18 protein-coding genes are annotated in these 26,504 nt (G+C 40.5%); 2 read left to right on the forward strand and 16 right to left on the reverse strand.

Going from position 1 to position 26,504, the window contains the following annotated elements:
- Positions 1–192 precede the first annotated feature (192 nt).
- The 8 genes from GQR55_RS01975 to GQR55_RS02010 form a co-directional block, all read right to left on the reverse strand.
- Entirely contained in the window at positions 193–1,368 is a 1,176-nt protein-coding gene (locus GQR55_RS01975; RefSeq protein WP_024598977.1) for a phosphoglycerate kinase, read from the reverse strand.
- A 64-nt stretch (positions 1,369–1,432) separates the two neighbouring features.
- Positions 1,433–2,449: an erythrose-4-phosphate dehydrogenase gene (gene epd, locus GQR55_RS01980; protein WP_166419249.1), complete on the reverse strand. Its 1,017-nt coding sequence runs from the start codon at positions 2,447–2,449 to the stop codon at positions 1,433–1,435.
- 192 nt (positions 2,450–2,641) lie between these two features.
- Entirely contained in the window at positions 2,642–3,304 is a 663-nt protein-coding gene (locus GQR55_RS01985) for a peroxiredoxin-like family protein (RefSeq protein ID WP_166419250.1), read from the reverse strand.
- Positions 3,305–3,378: 74 nt separating this feature from the next.
- Positions 3,379–4,107 carry an SIMPL domain-containing protein gene (locus GQR55_RS01990; protein ID WP_166419251.1) on the reverse strand — a complete coding sequence of 243 codons (729 nt, stop codon included), beginning with the start codon at positions 4,105–4,107 and terminating at the stop codon, positions 3,379–3,381.
- A 269-nt stretch (positions 4,108–4,376) separates the two neighbouring features.
- The gene (locus GQR55_RS01995) at positions 4,377–5,000 is read right to left on the reverse strand and encodes a 3'-5' exonuclease (RefSeq protein WP_166419252.1); all 624 of its coding nucleotides are present in this window, start codon (positions 4,998–5,000) and stop codon (positions 4,377–4,379) included.
- Positions 5,001–5,015: 15 nt separating this feature from the next.
- Complete coding sequence (locus GQR55_RS02000; RefSeq protein ID WP_166419253.1) at positions 5,016–6,854, reverse strand: putative nucleotidyltransferase substrate binding domain-containing protein; 1,839 nt, start codon at positions 6,852–6,854, stop codon at positions 5,016–5,018.
- A gap of 125 nt (positions 6,855–6,979) precedes the next feature.
- On the reverse strand, positions 6,980–8,704 hold the full coding sequence (locus GQR55_RS02005) for a sodium:solute symporter family protein (protein ID WP_007587184.1): 1,725 nt from the start codon (positions 8,702–8,704) through the stop codon (positions 6,980–6,982).
- 10 nt (positions 8,705–8,714) lie between these two features.
- On the reverse strand, positions 8,715–8,978 hold the full coding sequence (locus tag GQR55_RS02010) for a DUF4212 domain-containing protein (RefSeq protein WP_007377498.1): 264 nt from the start codon (positions 8,976–8,978) through the stop codon (positions 8,715–8,717).
- Positions 8,979–9,390: 412 nt separating this feature from the next.
- Here GQR55_RS02010 and GQR55_RS02015 point away from each other — a divergent pair, with 412 nt between their 5' ends.
- Complete coding sequence (locus tag GQR55_RS02015) at positions 9,391–12,831, forward strand: PAS-domain containing protein (RefSeq protein WP_166419254.1); 3,441 nt, start codon at positions 9,391–9,393, stop codon at positions 12,829–12,831.
- 103 nt (positions 12,832–12,934) lie between these two features.
- Here GQR55_RS02015 and GQR55_RS02020 read toward each other — a convergent pair whose 3' ends face one another.
- The 4 genes from GQR55_RS02020 to GQR55_RS02035 form a co-directional block, all read right to left on the reverse strand.
- Positions 12,935–15,580, reverse strand: a complete 2,646-nt coding sequence (locus GQR55_RS02020) for a DUF2339 domain-containing protein (protein ID WP_166419255.1) — start codon at positions 15,578–15,580, stop codon at positions 12,935–12,937.
- 127 nt (positions 15,581–15,707) lie between these two features.
- Positions 15,708–17,069 (reverse strand): hypothetical protein, encoded by a 1,362-nt coding sequence (locus GQR55_RS02025; protein WP_166419256.1) that lies wholly within the window; start codon positions 17,067–17,069, stop codon positions 15,708–15,710.
- A 163-nt stretch (positions 17,070–17,232) separates the two neighbouring features.
- Entirely contained in the window at positions 17,233–18,138 is a 906-nt protein-coding gene (locus GQR55_RS02030) for a GGDEF domain-containing protein (protein ID WP_206012012.1), read from the reverse strand.
- Between the two features lie 97 nt (positions 18,139–18,235).
- Complete coding sequence (locus tag GQR55_RS02035) at positions 18,236–18,820, reverse strand: VTT domain-containing protein (protein WP_166419257.1); 585 nt, start codon at positions 18,818–18,820, stop codon at positions 18,236–18,238.
- 187 nt (positions 18,821–19,007) lie between these two features.
- Here GQR55_RS02035 and GQR55_RS02040 point away from each other — a divergent pair, with 187 nt between their 5' ends.
- Complete coding sequence (locus GQR55_RS02040; RefSeq protein WP_166419258.1) at positions 19,008–20,258, forward strand: TMEM143 family protein; 1,251 nt, start codon at positions 19,008–19,010, stop codon at positions 20,256–20,258.
- A 95-nt stretch (positions 20,259–20,353) separates the two neighbouring features.
- Here GQR55_RS02040 and GQR55_RS02045 read toward each other — a convergent pair whose 3' ends face one another.
- The 4 genes from GQR55_RS02045 to GQR55_RS02060 form a co-directional block, all read right to left on the reverse strand.
- Entirely contained in the window at positions 20,354–23,500 is a 3,147-nt protein-coding gene (locus GQR55_RS02045; protein ID WP_166419259.1) for a CusA/CzcA family heavy metal efflux RND transporter, read from the reverse strand.
- Between the two features lie 8 nt (positions 23,501–23,508).
- Positions 23,509–24,756, reverse strand: a complete 1,248-nt coding sequence (locus GQR55_RS02050; RefSeq protein ID WP_165740915.1) for an efflux RND transporter periplasmic adaptor subunit — start codon at positions 24,754–24,756, stop codon at positions 23,509–23,511.
- Positions 24,753–26,006 carry a TolC family protein gene (locus GQR55_RS02055; RefSeq protein ID WP_166419260.1) on the reverse strand — a complete coding sequence of 418 codons (1,254 nt, stop codon included), beginning with the start codon at positions 26,004–26,006 and terminating at the stop codon, positions 24,753–24,755. Before GQR55_RS02055 ends, GQR55_RS02050 begins: the two co-directional genes overlap by 4 nt.
- Before the next feature lie 149 nt (positions 26,007–26,155).
- Entirely contained in the window at positions 26,156–26,476 is a 321-nt protein-coding gene (locus tag GQR55_RS02060) for a hypothetical protein (RefSeq protein ID WP_008135125.1), read from the reverse strand.
- Between the last annotated feature and the right edge of the window lie 28 nt (positions 26,477–26,504).

Consider the following 26,504-nt stretch of genomic DNA (forward strand, 5'->3'; position numbering starts at 1 on the left):
TCCAATTTATCGACAGTAGTTCCCTACCATCTAGTTTGAACGGATGTGTTAGTTTGGCATTATAACAACGCCACGAAAAACCACTGCTTTGCAGTAATATTCCGTCTAAATTAACTATTAAATTAGGGTGAGAGGTATTTAATAATTAATTGTCGGTGAGGGCTATTACCCCCTCACCTTACGCTACTAAAATTACTTAGCGCGCGACTCTAGCATTTCAACTGCTGGAAGTTTTTTGCCTTCTAAAAACTCTAAGAACGCACCACCACCAGTAGAAATATAAGAAACTTTATCGGCAATGCCGTATTTATCAATTGCAGCTAAGGTATCACCACCGCCGGCAATTGAAAACGCATTTGAGTTAGCAATTGCTTGTGCAATAGCACGTGTACCATTACCAAATTGATCAAACTCGAACACGCCAACAGGGCCATTCCATACAACAGTGCCTGCATTTGCAATAATTTTTGCAAGCTTGCTCGCTGTATCTGGACCAATATCAAAAATCATATCGTCGCTTGTTACTTCGCTTACGTCTTTAAGCGTAGCTACAGCAGATTCAGAAAACTCATTACCAACAACTACGTCAGTCGGTACAGGAATTTCACCATTATTAGCAATCGCGGCTGCACATAAACGGTTCGCTTCATCCATTAAATCAGGTTCGTAAAGCGATTTACCAACAGGGCTACCTGATGCAGCAATAAAGGTATTAGCAATACCACCACCGGTAACTAATTGATCAACAATTTTAGAAAGTGAATCTAAAACAGTTAACTTAGTTGAAACTTTAGAACCACCAACAATCGCTACTAATGGACGCGCTGGGTTATCAAGTGCTTTGCCTAACGCTTCTAGCTCAGCTGATAATAACGGACCTGCACATGCCACATCTGCAAATAAGCCAACGCCATGGGTAGATGCTTGCGCACGGTGAGCCGTACCAAATGCATCCATTACATATACATCACACAGTGCTGCTAGTTGCTTAGATAACGCTTCGTCGTTTTTCTTCTCGCCTTTGTTAAAGCGCACGTTTTCAAAAACAACCACTTCGTTATCAGCAATATCAACACCGTTTAGGTAATCTTTTTCTAAACGTACAGTTTGCTCAAGGGCATCGTTTAAGTAATCAGCTACAGGTGCAAGCGAAAACTCTTCATCATATTCCCCTTCCGTAGGACGGCCAAGGTGTGACATAACCATTACTTTAGCACCCATCTCAAGCGCTAATTTAATAGTAGGTAGTGCTGCACGAATACGCGCATCTGACGTCACTTTACCTGCTTTAACTGGTACATTTAAATCTTCACGAATTAATACGCGTTTGCCGTTTAAATCTAAATCTGCCATTTTTATGACCGACATGAACATCTCCTTAGTTAACGATACTGAACCTGAAAAATACGTTTAAAATTATTATATTAATAAATTACTTATTCACTGCCATCATAGCACGCGCTGTGTCGAGCATACGATTAGCAAAACCCCATTCGTTATCACACCATACTAATAACTTTATCAGTCGTTTGTGACTAACACGTGTTTGTGTACCATCAATAATACAAGAATGTGGGTCGTGATTAAAATCAACCGATACAAGCGGCTCTTCGGTATAACTTAAAATACCTTCTAAGCGGTCTTTGGCTTGAGCTTTAAGTGCATTATTTACTGCATTTAAATCTACATCGGTATTAACCGTTACACTTAAATCCATTGCCGTTACATTTATAGTAGGAACACGTACGGCGATGGCTTCAAAACGGCCTTTAAATTTAGGTAAAATACGGTCTATACCACGGGCGAGCTTTGTATCAACTGGAATAATTGATTGGCTTGCAGCGCGAGTACGGCGTAAATCATGATGATAACCATCAATCACTTGTTGATCGTTCATCGACGCGTGAATTGTTGTAATAGCGCCCGATTCAATACTAAATGCATCATCAAGTACTTTAATAACCGGCACAACACAGTTAGTTGTACACGAGCCGTTAGACACAATTGTGTGCTCGCTTTTAAGCTCATCGTCGTTAATGCCATACACAATAGTGGCATCAACATCGTTATCGGCCGGATGAGAAAATAACACCTTTTTAGCGCCTGCAGTAATATGTAACTGTGCGTGTTCACGCGAGTGATAAACACCCGTACATTCAAGTACAACGTCTACATCGAGCATTTGCCAAGGTAATTCAATTGGGTTTTCTTCACAAAAAAGTGCAATGGTATCGCCTGCAACACTAATGGTGTCTTCACCAAGTTTTACAGGAAAAGAAAAACGACCATGGGATGTGTCGTATTTTAATAAATGAGCAATAGCTTCAGGATCAGCAAGTTCGTTAATCGCAACAATTTTTATATCGTCGCTCAAACCAGACTCGTATAACGCGCGGACAATATTTCGACCAATACGACCAAAACCATTAATTGCAAGTTTGATTGCCATGAAATATAAAATCCACTCTTTTAGCGTGCAGATAAAGGCAATACGCCTTTTAGATGGCTGTATTGTAATCGACCTTGAGTATGATTATAAGAGGGTAGCATTAGAAACTTTAAATTAAGAGTAAAGAGCTTAGCCGTTGTAAGCTCTTTAATGGTTCTGGGCTTTTAGATTAAGCCTTGTAAATTAAGCTTTTTAAACTAGTTTTTTTAATGCATTAATTATATCTTCTGGCTCAGAGCGAGTACGATAATCAACATCAACATAGCGCCAAGTCACTTTACCTTGTTTATCTAAAACAAAGGTGGCAGGAATAGGTAAAATACTGCCATTTCCGTTATTCAGCGACTCTAAATCTAGGCCTCGGTCTACTCGCATATGCTCTAGTAAAAATGTAGGTACTTGCCATGCTACACCATAACTTGCTGCTACATCCGCATTTTGATCCGACAGTACTAAAAAATCCATTTTACTTATTTCGTTTTCGCTCATTGAGCCATCAGGTACTTGCGGGCTAATAGCCACCAGCTGCGCACCTAAAGCATGAATTTCAGGTAAACGTGACTGCAGTGCTTTCAGTTGTAAATTACAGTACGGACACCAACTACCACGATAAAAAGTAATAACCACAGGCCCTTGTGCAAGTAGCTCTTCTAATAAAACTTGCTCACCTTGTTGATTCGGCAGCTCAAAGCGTGGGGCATTTTGAGCTAAATTAAGTGCATTTGCACCCTCTTGAAAGGATTTTGCTTGAGCAATACTTTCATCAACACCTTTCATAAAATCAGGATTACCTTTTCGCCCAGCGGCTACTTTTGCCTCGGTTTGTGCTTTTAATGTGTTGCTTTCATCGCTCATAGTATCGCTACCTTCAAATTAATCAAAAACGTAAAGCCAGCTTACAGTACGAAAGTGTATTTGAAATGAAAATTTTAGTTAGTTATTTCTAAATCAAACACCACATTTATTGATGATTTAAAGCTTACCGTTGGTTGTAAATAATTTTTGCGAGCTTTAGGAAATGAATCGCTCATTGGATTTACTCTATCTATTTTTTTAACCGCTGCACCAAAGCCACTGTAAACGCTTTTTTGAGTTGAGCTAATAGTGCGTACTTCACCCACTTTTGTACCAAAGGAGTTAGCAAGCATATTTGCTTTTTCTTTTGCGTTATTAAGTGCTTGTTGTGTGGCTTGCGCTTGTAACTGCTCAGCTTTTGAAGATAAAAACTCAGTATTTTGAATCGCATTTACTTTTAAACTCAATAAAAAATCACTTAAATCATTCACTCTTTCAATGTTTTTTAGTGTTACTTCAAAGGTCCTTATAGCTGCATATTCAGCGGGAGCTTGATGCCCTGTTTCAATGTAATCCATACCCGTTTTTTCAACTTTAACACTTGAGGCAACTACATCATCGGCAGTTATTTCAAATTGATTTAGTCCGTCAATTAGTAAATTAACTTTATTATCAAGATCGTTCTTAGCTGCTAAAGGTTCGTTTTTAATACTTATAATTTGAAATAGTATTTTAGCGATATCAGGATTGGCAAGCACCTCAGCAGTACCTTGAACCGCAATATGACGATTTGTAGGTAAGCTTGAATTAGCAAAAGAGATGAGTGGGAATAAGGTTAAGAAAATACTCGTGATGAGTTTCATGTTCGTTCCTTGAAGTGGTTAGTTAAATAGTAATGATTAGACACTTAGTACCTATAATTATACAGGCAATAGTAAAAGTAAACTGTCCATTATTGTAGGCGGGAGTTTACCTCGCGCGGCGTAAAACCCCGCCTACAGCCAGCCTACGCCAACTCGCCTATTTTTATCTTTTTTACCACGACTACATGATTACTTTAAATAGGGTAACCGCCTCTTTATTGTAGGCGGGAGTTTATCTCGCGCGGCGTAAAGCCGCGCCTACAGCCAACCTATGTCAATTCGGCTACTTTTAGCTCTTTACCACGGCTTATTTGATGGCACTGAGCTAGCAGTAACTCGGCGGTCGCTTGTGCATCAGTTAATGCGTGGTGGCAATGATAGCTTGGTAACTCATAACGTGTGCGGCAGGCATTTAGGGTTAAATCATCTTGTTTTATTTCAGTTGAATGATGAAGTAAGCGCTTTTGTTCAATATGGAGCGTGTCGATTATGAGTTTAGGACGTATAGTTATATTGGCATTTTTAAGCGCTATTTTTAAAAAGCCCCAGTCAAGCATGGCATTATGAAACACTAAAATGCAGTCGCTAAAATGGCTGCTCAATTGCGTTAATATACTGCACAAGCTCTGTCCTTTTGTTATAGCATCGTCACTAATTCCATGAAAAACAGGACTTTGATCTAAGCTTGTAACCTCTTTATTTATAAGGTGCTGCGACTCGCTCATTTTTATACATTGGTTATCTATTACCACCCACGCTACCGATACAATTTCGTGCTGTTTTGCATCAAGGCCAGTGAGCTCTAAATCAATCACTAAGTAACGTTGTTGTAAGGCATTTTTACCGAGTAATTTACGGCGTTTTAAATACCGAGTAAGCAGCTTTTTTACCATGTTAGTAATCCATCATTATAAACTGCCGCGAGCAAACTTAAACGCGGCGGCTTGCTGCGCTTGTTTAACAAGGTAAAACGCTTCTTTTAGTTGATGGCGCTCTAGTGAGTTTAATTTATTAGGATTAATACAATTACTCGGTAAGCCCTCTTCGTTTATTTGTGTACTCAAGCGAAGCTGCGTTAAGAACCGCCAGCAGTCTTTTAGGTTGTATATATCTTCTTTGCTGATCAGTTTATGTTTTAGTAGTGCGTCCAACCGCTCTTGAGTGTTAGCGCGCCTAATACCCGCTTTTAGAGCGTACAACCGCACTATGTCATTTATAATTACGACACCACGCTTTTTTAAATCTATGTATTTATTATTTTGATCTGTTTTTTCGGTTTTAAATTTATTAAATAAACCAATTGGCACGCTGTTACTGCTTATATCGCTTGCCATTGCGGCATAGAATAAATCATTACGCGATATACGAATTAGTTGCTCGCAAAAAGCCGTGTATAAAGTGTTAGAGCCTTCTATAAAGCGCAGATCAAAAAATATTTTACAGTTAAGCATTGCATTGGGTGTGGGGCTTTTTATCCATTTAAAAAAGCGCTCGCTCCAGTCATTTACGCTCATTCGGCACTCATCGCTGCTTGCCATAATGTTACCCGGACAACGCCTGATGCCGCATTCAACTAAGTTTTCACATACAAACTCACCCATGCTTTTAAAGTAAGCGTGTTGTTCGATGGTTAAGTCGTTTGGGAGTAATAAGCCGTTGTCTTGATCTGAATGCAGGGTTTGTTCTTCTCGTGCTTGCGAGCCAAAGCAAATAAAACTAAAACTGGTTGGTGCTGCGCCATGCTCTTCTTGAAATAAGTGAATAAGGCGCGATGTAAGGGCATCGGTTAAACCACTGAGTAATTTACCAATGAGCGATATGTCGTCAATGTTGTACGAAAAACCACGCAGAAGTTCGGGGATTTCTTTTGCGTAGCGTTTTAAGTCGGTAATCGTATGTGCTTTGTATATGCGCCCAATAAGCTGTACGGGGTCACTTTTTTGTTGGCGCAGTAAATCGGTGCTGGTTATCATTCCTATCGGGTTATGATTTTCGTCAAGTACAGGCAAATGGTGAATGTTGTATTTAAGCATTAAATGTAGCGCCGAAAACACCCGGTTATTTTCAAATATAAACTTGGGTTTAGCGGTCATAATACTGCTTACTGCATCTTGCGGGTCTATCTCGTCGGCAAGTACTCGGTTGCGTAAATCGCGGTCGGTTACCACCCCTACTAAGTGCGCGTGCTGCGTTATCATTATTGACGATACGCCATGCTCTTTCATTTTTTTTGCGCTTTGTCTAATGCTTGCATCGGGTGCAAGCGTAATAGCAGTGCGGGTCATCAGTTCTGATATTTTACGTTCAGACCAACTGTCGTTTTTACTTTTATAATGCGATGACAACAAGCGGTTTGCATGAGCGCGTACAAAATATTGTTCAAACGATTTATATTCTCGGCGTAAAAAGTCAAAGTCTGTTTGGGAGAGCATATAGACTATGCCCTCTTTTTGTACTTCCAACCTATTTTGAATGGCCTCGCCGGTTAACAGCGACGGAAAACCAAAATAATCACCTTGTGCAAGGCGCGTTACCACATCGCCTTTGGCATCAACTAAATCGTATAGACCAGAGCGAATTAAAAATAGTTTGGGGTTTTCACTTTGTAACCACTGCGCTTGGTTTTCGCGTGTAAGGTAAATAACATCGAGGTGATTTACAAAGTACTCGCATGCACTGCTGTTAAGGAGGCTAAAAGGCGCTTGCAAACATACATACTGGGCTATTTCTTGTTGTTCTACACTCATTGTATTCGCTCTTTAAATGGTGATGTACCAATCTAATGTACTTACTTATTAAACAAATAAAAAGCCCGACTAAAGTCGGGCTTTTGGTGCTTTATGTTTTCTAAACTATATCTATAAATTGTAGCCTAGTGGTCGTGCGCTTCTGCCGACCCTTTAGGGTTACGAATGCTTTCAACCATTTCTTGAATTTCAACCGGTGTAGGTTTAGTAAACTTAAGAACAATTGCAGCAACTGCAAAGTTAATAATCATACCAATTAGACCAATACCTTCAGGCGAAATACCTAAGAACCAGTTTTCAGGGCTGTTAAGCTCAGGGCTAACAAACTTGAAGAAGATAATATACGCAGCGGTAAAGCCAATACCCGTTACCATGCCTGCAATTGCACCTTCTCGGTTCATTGTTTTAGAGAATATACCCATAATAATTGCTGGGAAGAAACTCGCTGCCGCTAAGCCGAACGCAAATGCCACTACCGATGCCACAAACCCAGGTGGATTAATACCAAAGTACGCGGAGATAACAATAGCGACCATGGCTGCCAACCTCGCTGCAAGTAACTCTTGCTTGTCGGTAATATCGGGCTTAAGGGTTCGCTTGAGTAAATCGTGCGAAACGGAGGTCGAAATAACCAGTAGTAAACCTGCTGTTGTAGACAGCGCAGCGGCAATACCACCAGCAGCTACCAGTGCGATTACCCATGCTGGTAAGTTAGCAATCTCAGGATTAGCTAATACCATAATGTCGCGGTCTACGTTTACTTCGTTAGCACTATTCGGATCGGTGATTTTACCCGCCGTGTAGAACATTTTGCCATCGCCGTTTTTATCATCAAATGTAATTAAGCCTGTGCGTTCCCAGTTTTTAATCCACCCTGGTGCTTCTGCGTAAGCTGTACCGCTACCGTCTTTACCATTAATGGTATCAACCATGTTTACTCGAGCAAAGGCTGCAACCGCAGGAGCTGTAGTATAAACAATGGCAATGAACACTAACGTCCATGCTGCAGAAATACGCGTGTCTTTTACGCGAGGTACAGTAAAAAAGCGAACAATTACATGTGGTAAACCCGCAGTACCTACCATTAACGCACCAGTAATAGCAAACACGTCAATCATGCTCTTAGAGCCTTCGGTGTATTGTGCAAAACCAAGTTCAGCGCTTAAGCCGTCTAGTTTATCAAGTACGTACACGCCATCGCTGCCAATTAACGTAGCACCAAAACCGGTTTGTGGGAAGAAGTGACCCGTCATCATCATCGAGATAAAAATAGCCGGTACAAGGTATGCAAATACAAGTACACAATACTGCGCTACTTGAGTGTAAGTAATGCCTTTCATGCCGCCAAGTACCGCATAAAAGAATACAATCACCATACCAATGTAAACACCGGTTTCTATTTCTACTTCTAAAAAGCGTGAAAATACCACGCCTACGCCACGCATTTGCCCAGCAATGTAAGTAAAACAAATGAATATGGCACATACAATTGCCACTAAACGCGCGGTGCGTGAATAGTAACGGTCGCCAATAAAGTCAGGCACAGTAAACTTGCCAAATTTACGTAAGTAAGGCGCTAAACACATGGCTAATAGTACATAACCACCTGTCCACCCCATTAAGTAAACGCTGCCATCGTAACCTGCAAACGAAATAATACCCGCCATTGAAATAAACGACGCGGCGCTCATCCAATCGGCTGCTGTTGCCATACCATTAGCAAGAGGAGGTACGCCGCCGCCCGCTACATAAAACTCTTTAGTTGAACCCGCTCGAGCCCAAATTGCAATGCCGATATAAAGCGCAAAGCTTAAACCAACAATTATAAACGTGAGTGTTTGAACATCCATTGCTTAGCTCCTATTCGTCTACGCCGTATTTTTTATCTAACGTATTCATTTTGAAAACGTACACAAAAATCAAAGCAACAAAGGTATAAATCGCGCCTTGCTGGGCGAACCAGAAGCCAAGTTTAAACCCAAAAAAACGTACTTCATTAAGTACATCAACCAGTAATATGCCAAACCCAAAAGACACGATAAACCACACTGCTAAGAGTTTAAATAACAGCGAAATGTTTTCTGCCCAATAAGCTTTTGCTTGTTCTTCATCTTTAAAAGCCATTTTTGTTTTCCCCTTTAAGCACCGCAATATCGCGGTGAGTGGTTTTTTATCTTCGCTTACCAATTTAGCAACGCTGGTTAAATATTGAATTGAGACCATAGTCGTAACAGCTTGTTAACGTTTACGTAAACTGTAGGTTGCGTTTTATTTAAAACATCAAAAACCCTTTAATTACATAAAGTTAATTATTTATGGATATTTAAAACACAGAAAATGTTACAAATTGGTTAATACTGCGACATTAGTCTAATACAATTACATATTTACATTTAAGCCTTTAAATTCATAACCTTAAAAAACAAATGCTATTTAGAAATAAAAATCTGCACGTACACTCACTAGGAGTTCTGGTATTGTGTTAATTCCTCATAGGGTTGAGGAACTATTTAAAATAATAAGGTTTAATAACAACATGACTGCCGTACTCATTATTGTTGCTTTAAGTTATATAGGTGTGCTGTTTTGGCTTGCCAACTGGGGCGATAAAACAACCCCTTTGGCAAAGCGTATTAGCCACCATCCTTTTGTATATTCACTGTCATTAGGCATTTATTGTACGTCGTGGACTTATTACGGCTCGGTAGGTACAGCGGCCACCAGCAGTTGGAGTTATTTGCCCATTTTACTTGGCCCTGCCTTGTTGTTTTTTTTCGGCCAAAGGTTTTTACGTAAACTGGTACTTGTGAGTAAAAAGCAAAACATAACCACTATTGCCGATTTTATTTCAGCTCGCTATGGCAAACGCCAAACCACGGCAATTATGGTTACAGTTATCGCCTTGCTCGCTACTATTCCCTATATTGCACTGCAATTAAAAGCGCTCAGTACCAGCTTTTTACTCCTGCAAAGTAGCACTAAAATATCGGGCGATATGCTGGCGCTTTCGGCTACATTAATTATGGCTTTGTTTGCTATATTTTTTGGTACACGCAAAGTGGATGTAACCGAATATCGTTCGGGGTTAATGCTCGCTGTTGCGTTCGAATCAATGATTAAACTAATTGCCCTTATTGCTGTTGCTGGGCTTGCGGTATTTACACTCTTTAACTTGCCCGAAACTACTGCAAATAAAGTAACCGAATCGATTTGGGATCACTGGACCAACTTTAACTTTTTTAGTTTTAACTTTATTGGTCAGTCCTTAATGGCTGCGGCGGCTATTATATGTTTACCACGTCAGTTTCATGTAACCGTGGTCGACAACCAAAACAAACGCCACTTACTTACCGCTCGCTGGGCTTTTCCGCTGTATTTACTGTTAACTGCGGCAATGATTTTACCTATTGCCACAGCCGCTATTCATCCTGAAATTGGCAGTGGTTATTCACCAGATAGCTTTGTACTTGCCCTACCTTTAATTAACGACAATGCCTTTTTAACCACCTTTGTATTTATAGGCGGTTTATCGGCCGCCACCGCAATGATAGTGGTCGCTACACTGACGCTAAGTACCATGATTTCAAACGATGTTGTGCTGCCACTTATGCTACGTCGCAAATTTAAACGTAACTTAATCACTACCAGTTATAAATCTCGTATTTTACTTGTAAGACGCTTTGCTATTGCGGGCATTTTAATACTGGCCTACTTTTACCAGCAATGGTTTGGGCACAGTAGTGCGCTGGCGAGTATGGGTTTGGTGGCTTTTTCACTTGTTACGCAATTACTGCCTTCTATTGTGGGCGGATTATATTGGCGAAAAGGCCATGCATATGGCGTTTATGCAGGTTTAGTTGCAGGCTTTATTTGCTGGGTATTATTTTTAATGCTGCCAATACTCGATGCCGGCGCAGCACTTGATAGCGAGCTACAGCAAACACTTATAACGCGCGGAACCTTAATAGCTTTGTTTGCAAATATTGGGTGTTATATTAGTTTTTCACTAGGGGCAGAGGAGCGCCTAATTGATAAAATTCAGGCCGCTGCTTTTGTTAATCCCAAAGATCAGGCTATTTTAGCAAGACGCTTAAACAAAGATGTAAAAGCCACGGTTTACGACTTTAAAATACTACTGCAAACCTTTTTGGGGATTCAGCGCAGCCAGCAGGTATTAGCGCATTACGCTCTTGCCCATCACTTAAGCGATAATAACGCACACCCAGAACCCGAATTTATAGCTTACTGCGAACGCGCATTAACCGGCGTGCTGGGCGCATCTTCCGCACAAGCGTTAATACATACTGTATCATCGGGTAAGCGTATGGCATTTGAAGAAGTTGTAAACTTTTTTGACGAAACCACTCAAGCGCTGCAGTTTAATCAAAATCTGTTATTTACCTCACTCGAAAATTTAAGCCATGGTATATCGGTTGTCGATAAAGATTTAAAGCTGGTGGCATGGAACAAACGCTACAGCGAAATGTTTGGCTATCCTGAAGGTTTTTTAGAAGTAGGCCAACCCATAGAAGACATTATTAGATACAACGCGAACCGTGGTGAATGTGGCCCTGGAGAAATAGAGCGCCAAGTAGAAAAACGCGTGCAGCATTTAAGATACGGCAGCTCGCATCACTTTATTCGCCACCGTCGTAATGGACAAGTGTACGAAATGATTGGTAACCCGCTGCCCGATGGCGGCTTTGTTACCAGCTTTTCGGATATTACAAACCACATAAGTACGCAAAATGCGCTTGAAGAAGTAAACATGGATCTTGAAAACCGCATAGAAGCGCGTACTCAAGAAGTACAAACCATAAATAAAGACCTACAAGCCCAAATAGATAGCCGTGTACAAACCGAGCAAGCACTTACTTTAGCCAAGCGCGAAGCAGAGCAAGCCAACGACAGCAAAACACGCTTTTTAGCATTGGCGAGCCACGATATTTTACAGCCATTAAATGCAGCGCGTTTATACCTTGCCGCCATTGACGAAAAACAGCTCGACAGCACTAACCAAAATAGCTTTGAAAAATTAGGCGACAGTCTCGACTCAACCGTGCATTTGATGTCGGCACTGCTTGAAATAGCTAAGCTAGAACAAGGTGCAATGAGCCCCACCCCGCGCCACTTTTTTATTGAAGATATTTTAGCGCCGCTACAAAGCGAATACGCTATTTTATCGAGCGATAAAGGTCTTAAACTTAGTGTGCGCTCAAGCCATCAAGTAGTGCACAGCGATATAACCTACTTGCGTCGAATTATTCAAAACTTGGTCTCTAATGCAGTTAAATACACCGATAATGGCCGTGTATTAATTGCCTGTAGGAACCGAAAGCACAATTTACGAATAGAAGTATGGGATACAGGCCCAGGTATTAGCGAAGTAGAGCAAGCTAAAATATTTAACGACTTTTACCGTGTTGAGTCGGGCGATAACAAAGGCGTAGGCTTAGGCTTGGGTGTTGTAAAACGTATGGCTGACTTATTAAGTTTACCGCTCGATGTGCATTCTGAGCCTAATAAAGGTAGCCGTTTTAGCATTGAAGTACCTTATGGCGACGAGCAGTTTGTACAACAAAAAAGTACTACAAACAGCCTAATAGAAAACCGTGCAGCAATTAATATTGTTGCCGTTGACGACGACCCAGAAAACCTAGCTGCAATGGCAAGCTTACTTAAAAAGTGGCAAGCTAATTACACGCTATTTGATAATGTAAATAATGTACTGGCGCACGCTAAGCAAAACGGTGCACCCGATGTTATTTTAATGGACTATCAATTAGGTAATGACTGCGATGGCATAACGCTAATTAAAACCCTGCGCGAAATTTGGCAAAGCCAAGTACCTGCTATTTTAATAACCGCAGTGCGCGACACCGAGCTTAAGCAAGAAACTAAAGCCGCTAATATTCATTATTTAAGTAAGCCAATTAAACCAGGCAAACTAAAAGCGTTGCTTAATCACAGTACATAATAAGCCAGTAAAAAGTGATCTAGTTAAAAGCTATCAAGTAAAAGTAGCGTAAAAAAAAGCCCAGTATCTTCACTGGGCTTTACTTTATAAATTTTTCATAAAGTTAAACTGGATTTGCTCGGCTTCTAAGCTTTTGAAACAACCAACTTAGCCCAACCAACGAAAGCCCTAAACCAATAAACGAGAGTGCTTTAAGTAACCCCTCTAAATTAGCCATATCTATTAAAAACACTTTAACAATAACTGCAGCCAGTAAACCTAAGCCTACTTTTTGTATTAATAACTGATTTTTAAGGTGACCAAAAATAACAGTACCGGCCCCTAGTATTAACCAAATAACCGAGTAGCTATAAAGCTCAGCGTTGCTTGCGCCTTTTGATAAGTAAATGTAAGGCCCTTGCCAGTACTGGCGAATAAAGCTGTTTATTGCCAATAATACAAAGCCACCCGCTACAGCTAATATAAATGGCGTCGCTTTTGCATTTATTGGTTTTATAAGTTTGGCTAGCCAAAGTGTTAGCCCTGCTGGCACTAACCATAATAGTAATAACCAGTTAAATATTGGCAGCTCACCTATGTAAAGTGATTCAAATAATGGGTTATCGTCAAGCAAGGTTTTAATAGCAAAAAGCCCTGCTAATCCTGCAAGTGCAAAGCCCGCCACTTGGTATAACTTAGCTAAAGTACCGGCAAGTTTTGATCTGTGTAAATACACACACCCTAATGCAAGCCAGTTACAGGTAAGGAGTATTTGTTCGTAAAAGTTAAGTGAATCAAATTGCGGATAATGCCCTACTAACTGATAACTTGTTTCGGTTGTAATAAAAAGTGCTAAACAATGCAGTGCAGCGCCCTCTAACCATACTTTTAATTGTGATGCTTTAAAGCACCTAGCGGCGGCAAAAAATAACGCAATACATAACGGGTAAACCACTATGCTCCAATGCAAACCAAATACCGTAAGTGCATCGTAACTTGGCGTCCAAGGTGAAAACGTAAGGCGCAGTAATAACGCGGCAACTAATGCTTTAATAGGCCAATGCGGCATAGGCACGTTATAGCGTTTTATAAGTACGCTTATAAGTAATACTTGTACAGCAAGTGCAATGGTTAGGCCGCTGTCACTTAGTAGCATGGTAATTGCTAACGTAATATTGGCATTAGCGCCTACCCAATAAGTAAAACGCTGAAAAAGCGTTGTATTATGCTGCGCGAGCTTTATTAAAATAGCCGCCACTACAAACAGTACAACAGCCCAAAGTGGATATGCAGTACTTAACGCAGAATTAGGAATAAGCGAATATAAAGTCGCTATCATTACAAATGCGCTAAACGCCCCCGTAACATGAAATGCCAAACGCTTAATCTGTTTTTTACCATAATAAAGCCCTAAAGCAGTAAGTAACAATCCGAGTAATAAACCCAAACCGTATTCATTTTTGAATATAAAAAGCGCGTCATCAAATAAGTTTGGCGACAAATGCGTGTGTTCAGCACTTATAACTAATAGCGTTGCACTTGCTAATGCTACTGCTTGCCAAATATCCCAGCGACTATTTTTAAGGACTAAAAATAGTATTAGTACAATGCTTAACACGCCGATTGTTTGCCACTGCATATCAAAGTGACTTATTAGCATGGTAAATATTAAGGGCGCTATAAAGGCGAGTAGTAATGCATGATCAGGAAGCACGTTAATTAAACGTTTTAAACTGTGCGGGCGGAGCTCTATAACATTCAATTTTAAGCCCAATCGCGGTATAGCAATTAACCCTATAATACTAAGTAAAGCAAACGTTCCCATTAACCAAACGGTATTAGCTTTAAGTAGCGTAAAACCAACTAAATACCAGCTAATGTGCCCAGCCCATAGTAAATACCATAGCCAAATACGCTGTACTTTATGTGCAACTAACGCAGCCGACAGGCTTACAAAGCCAACATACATTAACAACGCAAACAAATTACCACTGCCAGTGCTAACCCATATTGGTACGCTGTAAGCGCCTATAATACCAAGCACGGCTAATAGCGGGCCTAGCCTAAGCGCCATCGCACTTGCACTAATTGCTATAATAGCTAACGCAAAAAATGCCACGGTAGGGCTCAGCATGTCGTAATTGCTGTAAGCTAAAAGCGTTAAAGCAAAACAGGTAATAAACCCGCCACTGGCAAGCGCTGCGGGTATGTAATTATTAAAGCCTTCAAATATAATGCGTTTATGGTGCAAATAAGCTGCAGCTGCAATTAAGCCAAGTCCAAATAAGCCGCCTAAGCTCAGCCTCATTACAGGCGAGAGTAAACCCGCCTCTAGGCTATATTTAGCTAAAAATATCCCACCAAAAGCAAGTGCGATAGCGCCTATCCAGGTCATCCAGTTTTGCTCAAACCCTGCGCGTAGTTTATTAAAGAGTAATTCTATGGCTGATGCTTTAGCTGGTTTGGCTTTTTTAGGAGGCGCTGATGGCTGATTTATTACCGGTGGTGACGCGCTTTGGGACGTTAAGTTTGGCTGTGTTTTATGAGCAATTGGCTCAGACCTTGAAAGCGCTGCCTGAGCAGTAGATGCTTCACTTTGAGGCTCACTTTGCGATATCGGTTTATGTGTTTGTAAGTGTGTTACTTTGGCCCTTAAAACAGCAACTTCTTGTTTTAATCCATTTAACTGCACTAGCGCTATTAAGCCGCAAATAGCACCGGCAACTACAACCAGTATTACTATAACGGCTAACCCAACTAAATCATCCATGGCACACTCTTATTAATTATTATGCCCTGAGTGTACCTAATTATTAATAAGTAGGTAAATTTTGTTCAATAAAAAAGCCTAAGCGCTTGTAGGCGTTTAGGCTTTACACTACTTAAAATATGTAAATTTATTCAATACTATCGGTAATAGTGCGCTCTAGGGTCATTTTATAACCTGAGCTTGTTGTTTCATCATGATCTAAAATCAATATGTAGTTACCCTCTTGTGTAAAGTCCATATCGCTTTGTTGAATAAGCACAATTTGCTGACCGTTATCTTCATATATAGCATAAACAGTGTAGACTTGGTTATCTACAACTTGCTCTTCTTGGTCATACTTATCTAGGCTATCAACTACGTTACTGGTGTCGTCTACCGTTTCGCCGTTAAGAGTAAAATATACATCAATATCTGAAACCGACTGCCCTGCGTAGCTTTCAATTAGGTTTACAACCGATACCGTATGACTGTAGCTACTTGGTGTTAAGTTTTCTTCAACGCTCATCATGCGTAAGCCGTTATCAACGTCGTTATAAAAAATACCCACCGCGCTTTGCTCGCGCTCTAGCGTCATTAAAAAGTTATCAGCGAGTTTAGTACCTTCTTCGTCATACATAGCAACGCTATAACTATTAGGCGAAAGCTCAACGTAGTCAGTATACGAGTCACTCGATACTGTATTTGTTATATTTACAGTTGTACCGCGTGTAGTCGAAAAGCTAACTGGCGAGTAGTCATCAACCGTATTTATAAAGCGTAATTGCCCTAACGCAGATTGGTGCTTAAGTTCAGTTACGTAGTTATTATCGGTTACTACATCAAGCGTAATACCACCGTCTTCTGTTGCATAACTTGGGCGGATCATCGCTACATAACTTGCTTCATCGTATAAATAAACAGATGACGACTCATACATAACATCACTGCTACCAGCTTTAGTTATGTAAATAGTGTAATAACCTTCATCAATACTTTGCAGGTCTAACTCACCTAAATATTGAGCCGATGAAAAAAGTGTCGCGCTTTCAAATACGCCATCATCAGTTGCTAAATAAATATCGTAGTTAGTGTCCTCCCCTGCAATATTATAAAACCCTAAGTTAAACTCACCCGTGTCGCTTGTAATAGGTACGCTAAGCTCTGTAAATGTAGGCTCATCAAAGTTACCACTCATTACTATTAATTGAGTTTTATCGCCTTTAATAGATACTTCTTGGTCGCTAATTGTTATATAGCTGTCGTTAGCATCTAGGTATTCAAAACTTACGTCAAAAGTGCCTGTGCTGTAGTTGTGGCGAGTTGTTACATCGGCAAAATCAGCGCCTGAGCGCTCTGTTTCTTCAACAAATAAACGTGTGTATGGGCTGTTATACGAGCCATTATACATTTGAATGTAGCCTGTTGAGCTTGAACTATCATCAGAGCCACAACCCGACAAAACAGTAATTAGACTTAAGGGTAATGCAGCTTTTAAAAGGGAGTTGGTCATTAAGGTTATTCCTTATTATTAATATCTCCATTATGACCCTAATATTCTATTTTAATTTCATGATTTACAAAGCATTACCATCACTGACATTTCCTTACGAAAACGTTAAAAAGTGTAGTAAATGTGCAAACAATAAGGACGTATTTTTATAGAATTAAAACGCTTACGGGGCAACTTCAAAACGATCTCGACCATTCTTTTTAGCTAAATATAAAGCTTGGTCGGCGCGTTTCATTACTTTATCTAAAGGCTCATTAGGCATTTGCATTGCAACACCTATACTCACTGTTAAGTGGCGAATATTTTGAACGTTAATAGTATGCGCAATGGTAATTAATTGCTGTGAAAAATCACAAGCTTGCAACATGTTGCTTATAGGTAAGTAGCCACCAAACTCCTCACCACCTAGGCGAGAAAATTTATTATTATGTACAAAAGCATTGTCATATTTGGTTGCTAATTCTTTAAGTACTAAATCACCGACATCGTGACCAAATTCGTCATTAATAGCTTTAAAGTGGTCTATATCGATAATTAAAATAACGTAAGGCGAGTGCTGAGAATTTTTAGCGTGTTGATAAAAGTAGCGTCTGTTATGTACCTTGGTTAAATCGTCAGTAATTAGCTCACGTGCTAATCGGTTATTAATGCTTTGTACAAAGCGCATCGTTTTAAATAAACCATAAGAAGTTAAAAGCATGCCGCTGGTTCTACATAAGTCTTCAAAATAAACACTTACCCAGTAAGGCTGAACAACTAACTCATCAAGCACATCAGCTGTCGTTCCAACGCTCCAAAGTAATAAACCAAAACTAGAAAAAATATATGCCTGTTTAGATAGCTCAGAACATTGAACCATCCAAAACAGAAATATAATGACAATTAAATTAATAAAATCGGTAGTAAAACCATACACATTGTTTTGTACATTTAAAGGAGGGAAAGTATCTAACGCGTAAGCTGTAAACGTAACGATATAGATCAATAAAGCTAAACTGAAAACTCTATTGATCAAAGGCATTTTATAAAAGTTAGAAAGTTTAACGGTGAGTTTTACTGTTTCAATCATATTAATTGCTAGGTTTTCAGTACTTCATTTAAAAACTATAGCACAATAATAAAAACCCTCGCGAAGATAAAACCCACGATAACACTCAAAGTTACGCTTAAATTAAGGTACTAAGTCCCCATAATACCAACACTAAAATAGTGATGCCAATCATGGCTTTAGTTTTATGTTTACTAATGATTCGCTCAGCTTCATTACCTGCATAATAAACAATAATAGCTAAGCCAAAGTAACGAATAGAACGCGCAATACCTGAGGCTAATAAAAACAGCCAAATAGAGTACTTAGTTGCACCCGCTGCAAGCATCGCTATTTGAAAAGGAATAGGCACAATGCCAAGCGTTATAACAAACCAAAAACCTTGATCTTGCATTTGCTGTTTAACGTTTTCAAATTGCTCTGGGCTCGAAAACGTATTAATGATCCAATCACCAACCGCATCAAATAAATAGTAACCCAATGCATAGCCAAAAAGTGCACCTACAATACAACCTAAAGTCGCCATTAATGCGATAAGCCATAGCTTCTCTCTACGTGCTTGCATTAGCGGAACTAAAACAGCCTCAAGCGGAATGGGCACTATAGTTGATTCTAAAAACGACGCTACGGTAATACCGCTAAGCATATGCTTAGAGTCGATAAAGTTACGTGTTTTTTCTTTTAACTTTTTTTGAATGGCCATATGCATTCCTTATCGTGGCGAAAGTAAGTATGAACGGCTTTAATCATTACACAATCAGGTTAATACAGCCTGAAAATACTTAACTTTGTTAGTCAGCTATTTATCATTAACAAATTCGCAATACTTATAAGAATATTTTATTATGTGCCCATACAGTTAGATTCCCTATCACAGTAGTTATTAATTTATGCAAAGTGCGCGTTTTATTCCTTTTAGAAAGCAAGATATTGTTGATATGTGTAGCGAAGAGCTCAATAACAACACACAAAAAACATCGTTTAAACAGTTTTGTGATTTACTAGCCAGCCTTATTCATTACGATTACCACGCAACACTTGAGTCACTTAAAAACAACTATGCGCCGTTTGATCCCAATAGCGATACGCGATCGTTAGCCCCCGTATCGGTTGATCAAAAAGCGCAATGCCAACGTGATTTTGCTAAAGATTTTGCCAAGGTACTTAACGCCGCTAATTTTGAAGTGATCACCAATGAGGACTTACAAGATGCATTAAACGAAGAGTCATTGTTTAAAGTGCGCCTTGAAGTTGAATTTGATGACTTTGAAGAAGTAGTTTTTTATCGCCGTGGCGAGTCGCAACTTAGTGAAACTATTACCAGCTTTTGGGGCCTTCGTAAAAAGCCGTTGCACTTTACTAATTACGATCGCGTAGCTGTATTTATTCGCTTTAAAGATAGCGCTTATTTTAAAGCTAAAAATAAAACGCCTCTGGGGTTTGAGCCAAGTTCAACCATAGTAAAGTTATTTCAAAATGTACCGAAGGCCGATCTCGAAATGCTATTTCCTAATAGCGAAGTGCGCATGCGCCCTATCGATAAGGTTATTATTGGCTCGTCTGCTTTGGTTGGCGGTGCGGTGGTGCTTATAACTAAGCTAGGCGCATCAATCGTATTATTACTTGCTCTATTTGCTTTTTGGGGTGGCTTTAGAAGTGAAGCCGTCGAAATGACTCAACAACACTTTATTACCTTTGCTATTGGCATGGGAGTATTTGGCAGCTTTATTTTTAAAGAATGGAGTAAATTTAAAAATCGTAAAATTAAATTTATGAAAGCACTTAGCGATAACCTCTACTTTAAAAACCTCGATAACAACGCAGGTGTTTTTCACACGCTTATAGACGCCGCCGAAGAAGAAGACATAAAAGAAGCCTTACTTGCTTATACTTTTTTATTAAAATCAGAAAGTGGCTTAAGCGCACAAATGCTTGATGAACAAATAGAGCATTGGTTTAAAAGCAAATACCAGTGCAGTCTTGATTTTGAAATTACTGACGCGCTTGAAAAGCTGGTGCGTATGCGTTTAGTAACGTGTAGTAACGAAATAGAGGGAGCTGACGTGTATAGCGCGCTAAATTTAGATCACGCAAAAACTATTCTTGATGAGCGCTGGGATAATCTTTTTCAGTATAATTAATGTAGTTTTTTGCTAAATAATACCCAAATAAAAAAGCAGCTGTAACTACAGCTGCTTTTTACGTTTTAATTATCTGTTTTAGCTAAGCAAAATTGTTAAATTAACTCAGCCTCTTTTTGCTTATTAAACTTTGCATGCACCAGCTTATAAAGTGCAGGTAATATTAATAGCGTAAGTAAAGTTGATGAAATAATCCCGCCAACCACTACTGTCGCGAGAGGTTTTTGCATTTCAGAACCCGTTCCCGAATTAAGCGCCATAGGTATAAAGCCTAAACTTGCCACCAGCGCCGTCATCAGTACTGGGCGCAAGCGCTGTAATGCACCGCTGTGAATTGCATCAAACAAACTTAAACCATCGCTTCGTAACTGCTTTATAAACGACAGCATAACTACGCCGTTTAATACCGCGACACCACTTAGGGCAATAAAGCCGACACCCGCTGATATTGAAAGCGGCATATCGCGCAGCAATAACGCAAGCACACCACCCGTTAATGCCAGTGGCACACCACTAAATATAATCAATGAATCACGAAGCGATCCAAAGGCGCTATACAGTAAGCCAAATATAAGCAGTAAAGTGACCGGCACAACCAACGACAATCGCTTACTTGCTGATTGTAGCTGCTCAAACGTGCCGCCGTATTCAAGCCAATAGCCACTTGGTAAGTTAAGTGATTCATTCATGCTTGCTTGCGCATCACTTACAAAGCTTGCTAAATCGCGCCCCTCTACATTGGCAGTTACCACGACGTTGCGCTTACCACTTTCGCGGTTTATTTGATTAGGCCCTTTTTCAATGCTGATTGTCGCCACTTCGCCAAGCGGTACAAATGCAAGTTCTGGGTTACTATCTTTAGGTAAAGCAACTGGCAAACGAGCAAGTGCTGATACATCGCTAGACCAACGCTTATCAAGGCGCACTAATAACGAAAAACGTTTATCGCCTTCGTAAATTAGTCCGGTTTGCACACCACCAACAGCGGCGGTAAGTGTCTGTTGAATATCGTTTACGCTTAAACCCAATAACGCCATGTGGTCACGCATTGGTGTTACCGAAAGTGTTGGCAATCCTTCCATTTGCTCCAAACGTACATCGGTAGCGCCTGCAATATTACGCATTAGCCCTGTGGCTTTTTCGCCAAACTCTTTAAGTACGCTTAAGTCGTCACCATAAATACGCAGTGCCACATCGGCGCGCACGCCAGCAATTAACTCGTTAAAGCGCATTTCTATTGGTTGTGTAAATTCGTAATTATTACCAGGGACATCGTTAACACGGGTACGAATTTGCTGAACCAATTCTGCTTTAGTAAGTGCTGGATTAGGCCACTCATCTTGCGGTTTGAGTATTAAAAAAGTATCGGCAACATTAGGCGGCATAGGATCGCTTGCTACATCGGCAGTACCAATTTTTGAAAATACGTTAGCAACCTCAGGCTGATCTAATATGGCTTGCTCAAGTTCTTTTTGCATTTGCACAGATTGCTCAATACCAGTGCCGGTAATGCGCAGCGCGTGCATAGCAATATCGCCTTCATCAAGTTTCGGTAAAAATTCTGCGCCCATGTTTTTAACTTTAAAACCAAGCACCAATACTAATGCCGTGGCTATACCCACCATCAGCCACGGTAATTTAAGCGATATACCAAGTAATGGCTTATACACTTTTTTAACGCCGCGCATGACTGCGTTTTCGGTTTCATCAACTTTGCCACGTACAAATACCGCAATAGCAGCAGGAACAAACGTTACTGCAAAAATAAGTGCGCCTACTAACGCCGCAACCACGGTAAACGCCATTGGCTGAAACATTTTGCCTTCAACGCCACTTAGTGCAAATAAAGGTAAGTAAACCAGCATAATAATAACAATGCCAAATACAGCCGGTGTAAATACTTCTTTGGTGGCTTCGGTCACTACATTTAAACGCTCGTTTAAGGTAAGTAGCCTGCCATGTTTATGCTGAGCTACACCGAGTTGGCGCAGGCAGTTTTCAACAACAATTACAGCGCCATCAACAATTAAACCAAAGTCGATTGCGCCTAGGCTCATTAGGTTACCCGATACGCGATTACCCACCATTCCTGTAACGGCAAACAACATACTCAACGGAATAACCATTGCCGTAATAAGCGCGCCCGTTACATTACCCAGCAGTAATAGCAAAATTACTATCACTAAAACGGCACCTTCAAATAAGTTGGTTTGCACGGTTGCTATGGTTTTATCAACAAGAGTTGTGCGGTCGTAAACCGCTTCAACAATAACGCCAGCGGGTAAGCTTTTTTGCACATCAACTAACTTATCAGCCATGGCTTTTGCCACTACGCGGCTGTTTTCGCCAATTAGCATCATGGCGGTGCCGAGCACGGTTTCTTCGCCGTTATAAGTGGCCGCGCCGGTTCTAAGCTCTTTGCCTAAAAGCACGTTAGCCACATCTTTAATGCGTACAGGCGCATCGTCGCGCTTAGCTATAACGGTATTGGCTATGTCTTCTAGTGTTTTAAGCTGCCCAGGCGAGCGTACTAAATATTGCCCGTCAAAGCGCTCAATATAGCCTGCGCCTCGGTTACTGTTATTAACCTCAAGTGCACTAATTACATCGCTAATAGTAAGCTTATAGGCAATGAGTTTTTCGGGCACTGGCGCTACTTGGTATTGGCGCTCAAAACCACCTTGGCTGTTTATTTCGGTAACGCCTTTTACTTTTAAAAGCTGCGGGCGAATAACCCAATCTTGTAAAGTACGTAAGTCTTCGGCGTTGTAGGCGGTGCCATCTTCTTTTAACGCATTAGGCGTGGCGTGCACACTATAAGTAAATATTTCGCCTAAACCACTGGCAATAGGACCCAAGTTTGGCTCTACGTTATTAGGTAAGTCGGAGCGAATACTTTGAATGCGCTCACCAATTTGCTGACGCGCCCAATAAATATCGGTGCCTTCATTAAAAATAACCGTTACTTGCGAAAGCCCATAACGCGAAAGCGAACGGGTATAATCAAGCTTAGGTATGCCCGCCATGGCGGTTTCTACCAAATAGGTAATGCGTTGCTCTACCTCTAATGGCGTAAAACCCTGCGCTTTGGTATTAATTTGCACTTGTACGTTAGTTATATCGGGTACTGCGTCTACTGCTAAATTTTGAATGTTGTATACACCAAATCCAGCAAATAAAAATGTAAGCGCAAGCACCAGCATGCGGCGTTTAACCGCAAAAGAAACTATCCAATTAATCATGGTGCCTCCTAGTGAGCGTGGCTTGCGCCGCTTTTTAAAATATCGGCTTTAATGACATAACTATTGTCTGTTACGTATTCGCTACCTGCGTTTAAGCCTGTAAGTACTTCTACCCACTCGCTATTTTTTGCACCTAAGGTAACGGGACGCACTTCAAATACATTGTTTTTACGAACAAACACACTGAATTGACCGTTAAACTCTTGAATTGCTTGTGGCTTTACACGCACGCTGGCATTTATTTTAGCCACACTTACATCGCTATTTATATGCATGCCTGGGCGCCAATGCCCGTCTGGGTTATTAAGCTCTATACGGGCGCGCGCTATGTGCCCGCCAGTCATCATTGGAGCTATAAAAAACACTTTTCCTTGCGTATTTAAATGATGATGTAGGTCGTACACTTTAGCGCTTTGACCAATGGCGAGTTTTTCAATGTTTTCAGGAAAAGCCGATAACTCAACCCATACTTTATCAAGGTTAACTACCTGCATAAGTGCGCTGGTGCTTGCAAGCTCGCCACGCTTTAAGTATTGCTCGGTTACAACGCCGCTAATTGGGCTTTTAATGGGGTAATTTTGCAGTGTTTCGCGGTTGGTTACATTGGCAAGTACTTCGCCTTTTTTAACGTTTTGACCAATGCTTACAAAAATATCACTGATCAATCCGGCATACGGCGCCATTACTTCTACCGTGCCGTGTTGTGTTGGAGCAATAACACCAAAAAGCGTATCGGTAATATCTACTTCACCACTTTGCGCTATCTCGGTTTTAATGCCTGCGCGCTCAATAGCTCGCTCTGTTAACGTGGTTTGCCCTTCGTGTTGATCGTACTCATAGCTAATGCTCTCACTGTTATAATTAGCAGTAACGGTAAGTGCAAACGAATGCGGTTCGTTAATTGATTGCGTGCTCACAAGGTAGTCGCCCTCAGCTGTAAACTGTATATTTTGCGGGGCTTCAACTAAACGTTTTAAACTCATTGTTATGTTTAAGTCGTTTATATTAATTGGCTGATTTTGTTTATAGCCATATACACGTAGCTCAACATTACCTGCAAATTCTTGCAATTTAAGCTCAAGTGTTAATTTAGGGTCAGTTAATAAAAAGCCGCCGTGTGGACCTTGCTTTTGCTCGTGTTGCTCAGTTTCTTTATGACCTGACTCGCCATGCTCAGCAGAGGCAAATGCATGTGTACTTACAAAGCTGCTGGCAAACGAAAGTGATACTAGTAATGCGATTATATTTTTATTCATGATTGATGAGTCTCAATTAAAGATTGGCCTGTTAAACGCTCAAGAGTAAGTAGCACTTGGTACAGCTCTGCGTGAGTTGTAATAAGTGTGCGTTTAGAATCAAAAAGTGCTTGTTGAGCATCAAGCAATTGCAACACCGAAATTTGTCCGCGTTGATAACTTTTTAAGCTTTGCTCAATCAATGTTTGTGCCTGAGGAATAATTTGATCAGATAATAGCTTTGCCTGATTAGCTCGACCTTGATAATAAGCGTACAAAGTACGTACTTGCTGGCGTAGCTGGATGCGCAATTGCCCTTGCTGCTCATTTAAAAGCATGAGCTGACTATTTGCAGCTGCAATATTGCCGCTATTAGAATTGCTTAATTGCAGTGGCATAGAAAACGAAAACACTAACGAGCTGGAGTCATTTTGCTGGTTATAGCGCACGCCTCCCCCTACGTTAATATCGGTTTGTCCGTTTGCTTTTTGTAGTGTTAAGTTGGCTGTTTGCTGTAAATATTGCTGCTGTAATAATGCAAATTCAGGAGCTTGGTTAACCGCATCTAAAAGTGCTTGTGCTGATTTAAGCGCAGTAATTACATTAATATTGCCAGCAAAAGTATCGTAGGGTTGCTCCTCACTCCACAGCTCGTTAAGCGATAAACTTGCTCGCTCAAATTCACTATTAAGCATGGCTTTATCAAGCTCTACTTGGCTAAGTGCATAACGCATGCGCGTTACATCAGCTTGCGACGCAGCACCCGCATTGGCTCTTTGTTCAATCGCTTTAAGCGCCTGGGTAACTACCTGTTTACGTTCACTATTTAAACTTAATAATGTTTGAAATTTAAGCCCTTGATAGTATCGCTCAGCAGTGGTTGCCAATAACGCTAAACGGGTATTTTGATACTGTATTGCTTGGGCTTTAATATTGGCGGTTGCGTAATTAATACGGCTTTGGCGCTTATCGCCCAGCTCTATTAGTTGGCTAAGCCCAAGTGTTATTTCAGCGCCTTGAATGCCACGCGCCTTGTTTGTGCCCAGTAAGTTTTCAGCTTCAATATTCAATACAGGATTAGGCGAAAGAGCAGCTTGAGATTTAAGCGCACTCAATATTTTTTGATGATAAGGGTAGCGTTTTAATACCAGATTTTGTTGTTCGGTATTACTCAGTGCCTGCTTAAGGGTTAATGTTTTAACATTCGCCAAAGTACTAAAAGCAGGTAGCGCGCACATTAGCGCCACCAGCATAATTGGTTTTTTATTCATATAGCGTGTCCGTTTTTTAACAAACAGAGTTAACTTAATCACTACGCCTATTTTAAAAACAAGCGCGATCAAGCAACCTAAATATGTAAATAACTAGCCTAATAGCGCACAAGCGCAGGCAGTTTTTACAAAGTATTTAAAATTAAAAGCTAGCTATAAAAATTTGGTGGCGGTACATCTGGCGGGTAATTTAACCCGTTATAGCACGCAGGCGAAGTTGCTTTACTTTGCTCTGGGCTTATTGAATGGCTAGAGGTGCTGTTGTAGCCACAATGGCAATGTTGGTGGGCATGAATCTCGGTAGTTGATGTTTTATCGCTTTGGTTATCATCGGCTGTGGAGTCGCCTTGCGATAACGAACTGGTTACGTGATCAACGTCTTCTTGCAAATGATACGCAGCACCATCACAGCTAATAAAGCTGTGTACAAGCACTAATAATATCACTATTAAAAAACGGTTTGAGCGCATTACCTACCTAAAACTCTAAAATGCAATT

Source organism: Pseudoalteromonas sp. Z1A8 (assembly GCF_011378855.1).
GTDB lineage: Bacteria > Pseudomonadota > Gammaproteobacteria > Enterobacterales > Alteromonadaceae > Pseudoalteromonas.

What these genes read in the sequence shown, in the direction of transcription:
- GQR55_RS01990 (WP_166419251.1), bottom strand. Translation starts at nt 4,107, where the DNA reads ATGAAACTCATCACGAGTATTTTCTTAACCTTATTCCCACTCATCTCT.
- GQR55_RS02030 (WP_206012012.1), bottom strand. Translation starts at nt 18,138, where the DNA reads ATGATTGAAACAGTAAAACTCACCGTTAAACTTTCTAACTTTTATAAA.
- GQR55_RS02005 (WP_007587184.1), bottom strand. Translation starts at nt 8,704, where the DNA reads ATGGATGTTCAAACACTCACGTTTATAATTGTTGGTTTAAGCTTTGCG.
- GQR55_RS02060 (WP_008135125.1), bottom strand. Translation starts at nt 26,476, where the DNA reads ATGCGCTCAAACCGTTTTTTAATAGTGATATTATTAGTGCTTGTACAC.
- GQR55_RS02015 (WP_166419254.1), top strand. Translation starts at nt 9,391, where the DNA reads ATGACTGCCGTACTCATTATTGTTGCTTTAAGTTATATAGGTGTGCTG.
- GQR55_RS02035 (WP_166419257.1), bottom strand. Translation starts at nt 18,820, where the DNA reads ATGGCCATTCAAAAAAAGTTAAAAGAAAAAACACGTAACTTTATCGAC.
- GQR55_RS01985 (WP_166419250.1), bottom strand. Translation starts at nt 3,304, where the DNA reads ATGAGCGATGAAAGCAACACATTAAAAGCACAAACCGAGGCAAAAGTA.
- GQR55_RS02050 (WP_165740915.1), bottom strand. Translation starts at nt 24,756, where the DNA reads ATGAATAAAAATATAATCGCATTACTAGTATCACTTTCGTTTGCCAGC.
- GQR55_RS02010 (WP_007377498.1), bottom strand. Translation starts at nt 8,978, where the DNA reads ATGGCTTTTAAAGATGAAGAACAAGCAAAAGCTTATTGGGCAGAAAAC.
- GQR55_RS02055 (WP_166419260.1), bottom strand. Translation starts at nt 26,006, where the DNA reads ATGAATAAAAAACCAATTATGCTGGTGGCGCTAATGTGCGCGCTACCT.
- GQR55_RS01975 (WP_024598977.1), bottom strand. Translation starts at nt 1,368, where the DNA reads ATGTCGGTCATAAAAATGGCAGATTTAGATTTAAACGGCAAACGCGTA.
- GQR55_RS02045 (WP_166419259.1), bottom strand. Translation starts at nt 23,500, where the DNA reads ATGATTAATTGGATAGTTTCTTTTGCGGTTAAACGCCGCATGCTGGTG.
- epd (WP_166419249.1), bottom strand. Translation starts at nt 2,449, where the DNA reads ATGGCAATCAAACTTGCAATTAATGGTTTTGGTCGTATTGGTCGAAAT.
- GQR55_RS02025 (WP_166419256.1), bottom strand. Translation starts at nt 17,069, where the DNA reads ATGACCAACTCCCTTTTAAAAGCTGCATTACCCTTAAGTCTAATTACT.
- GQR55_RS02040 (WP_166419258.1), top strand. Translation starts at nt 19,008, where the DNA reads ATGCAAAGTGCGCGTTTTATTCCTTTTAGAAAGCAAGATATTGTTGAT.
- GQR55_RS02020 (WP_166419255.1), bottom strand. Translation starts at nt 15,580, where the DNA reads ATGGATGATTTAGTTGGGTTAGCCGTTATAGTAATACTGGTTGTAGTT.
- GQR55_RS01995 (WP_166419252.1), bottom strand. Translation starts at nt 5,000, where the DNA reads ATGGTAAAAAAGCTGCTTACTCGGTATTTAAAACGCCGTAAATTACTC.
- GQR55_RS02000 (WP_166419253.1), bottom strand. Translation starts at nt 6,854, where the DNA reads ATGAGTGTAGAACAACAAGAAATAGCCCAGTATGTATGTTTGCAAGCG.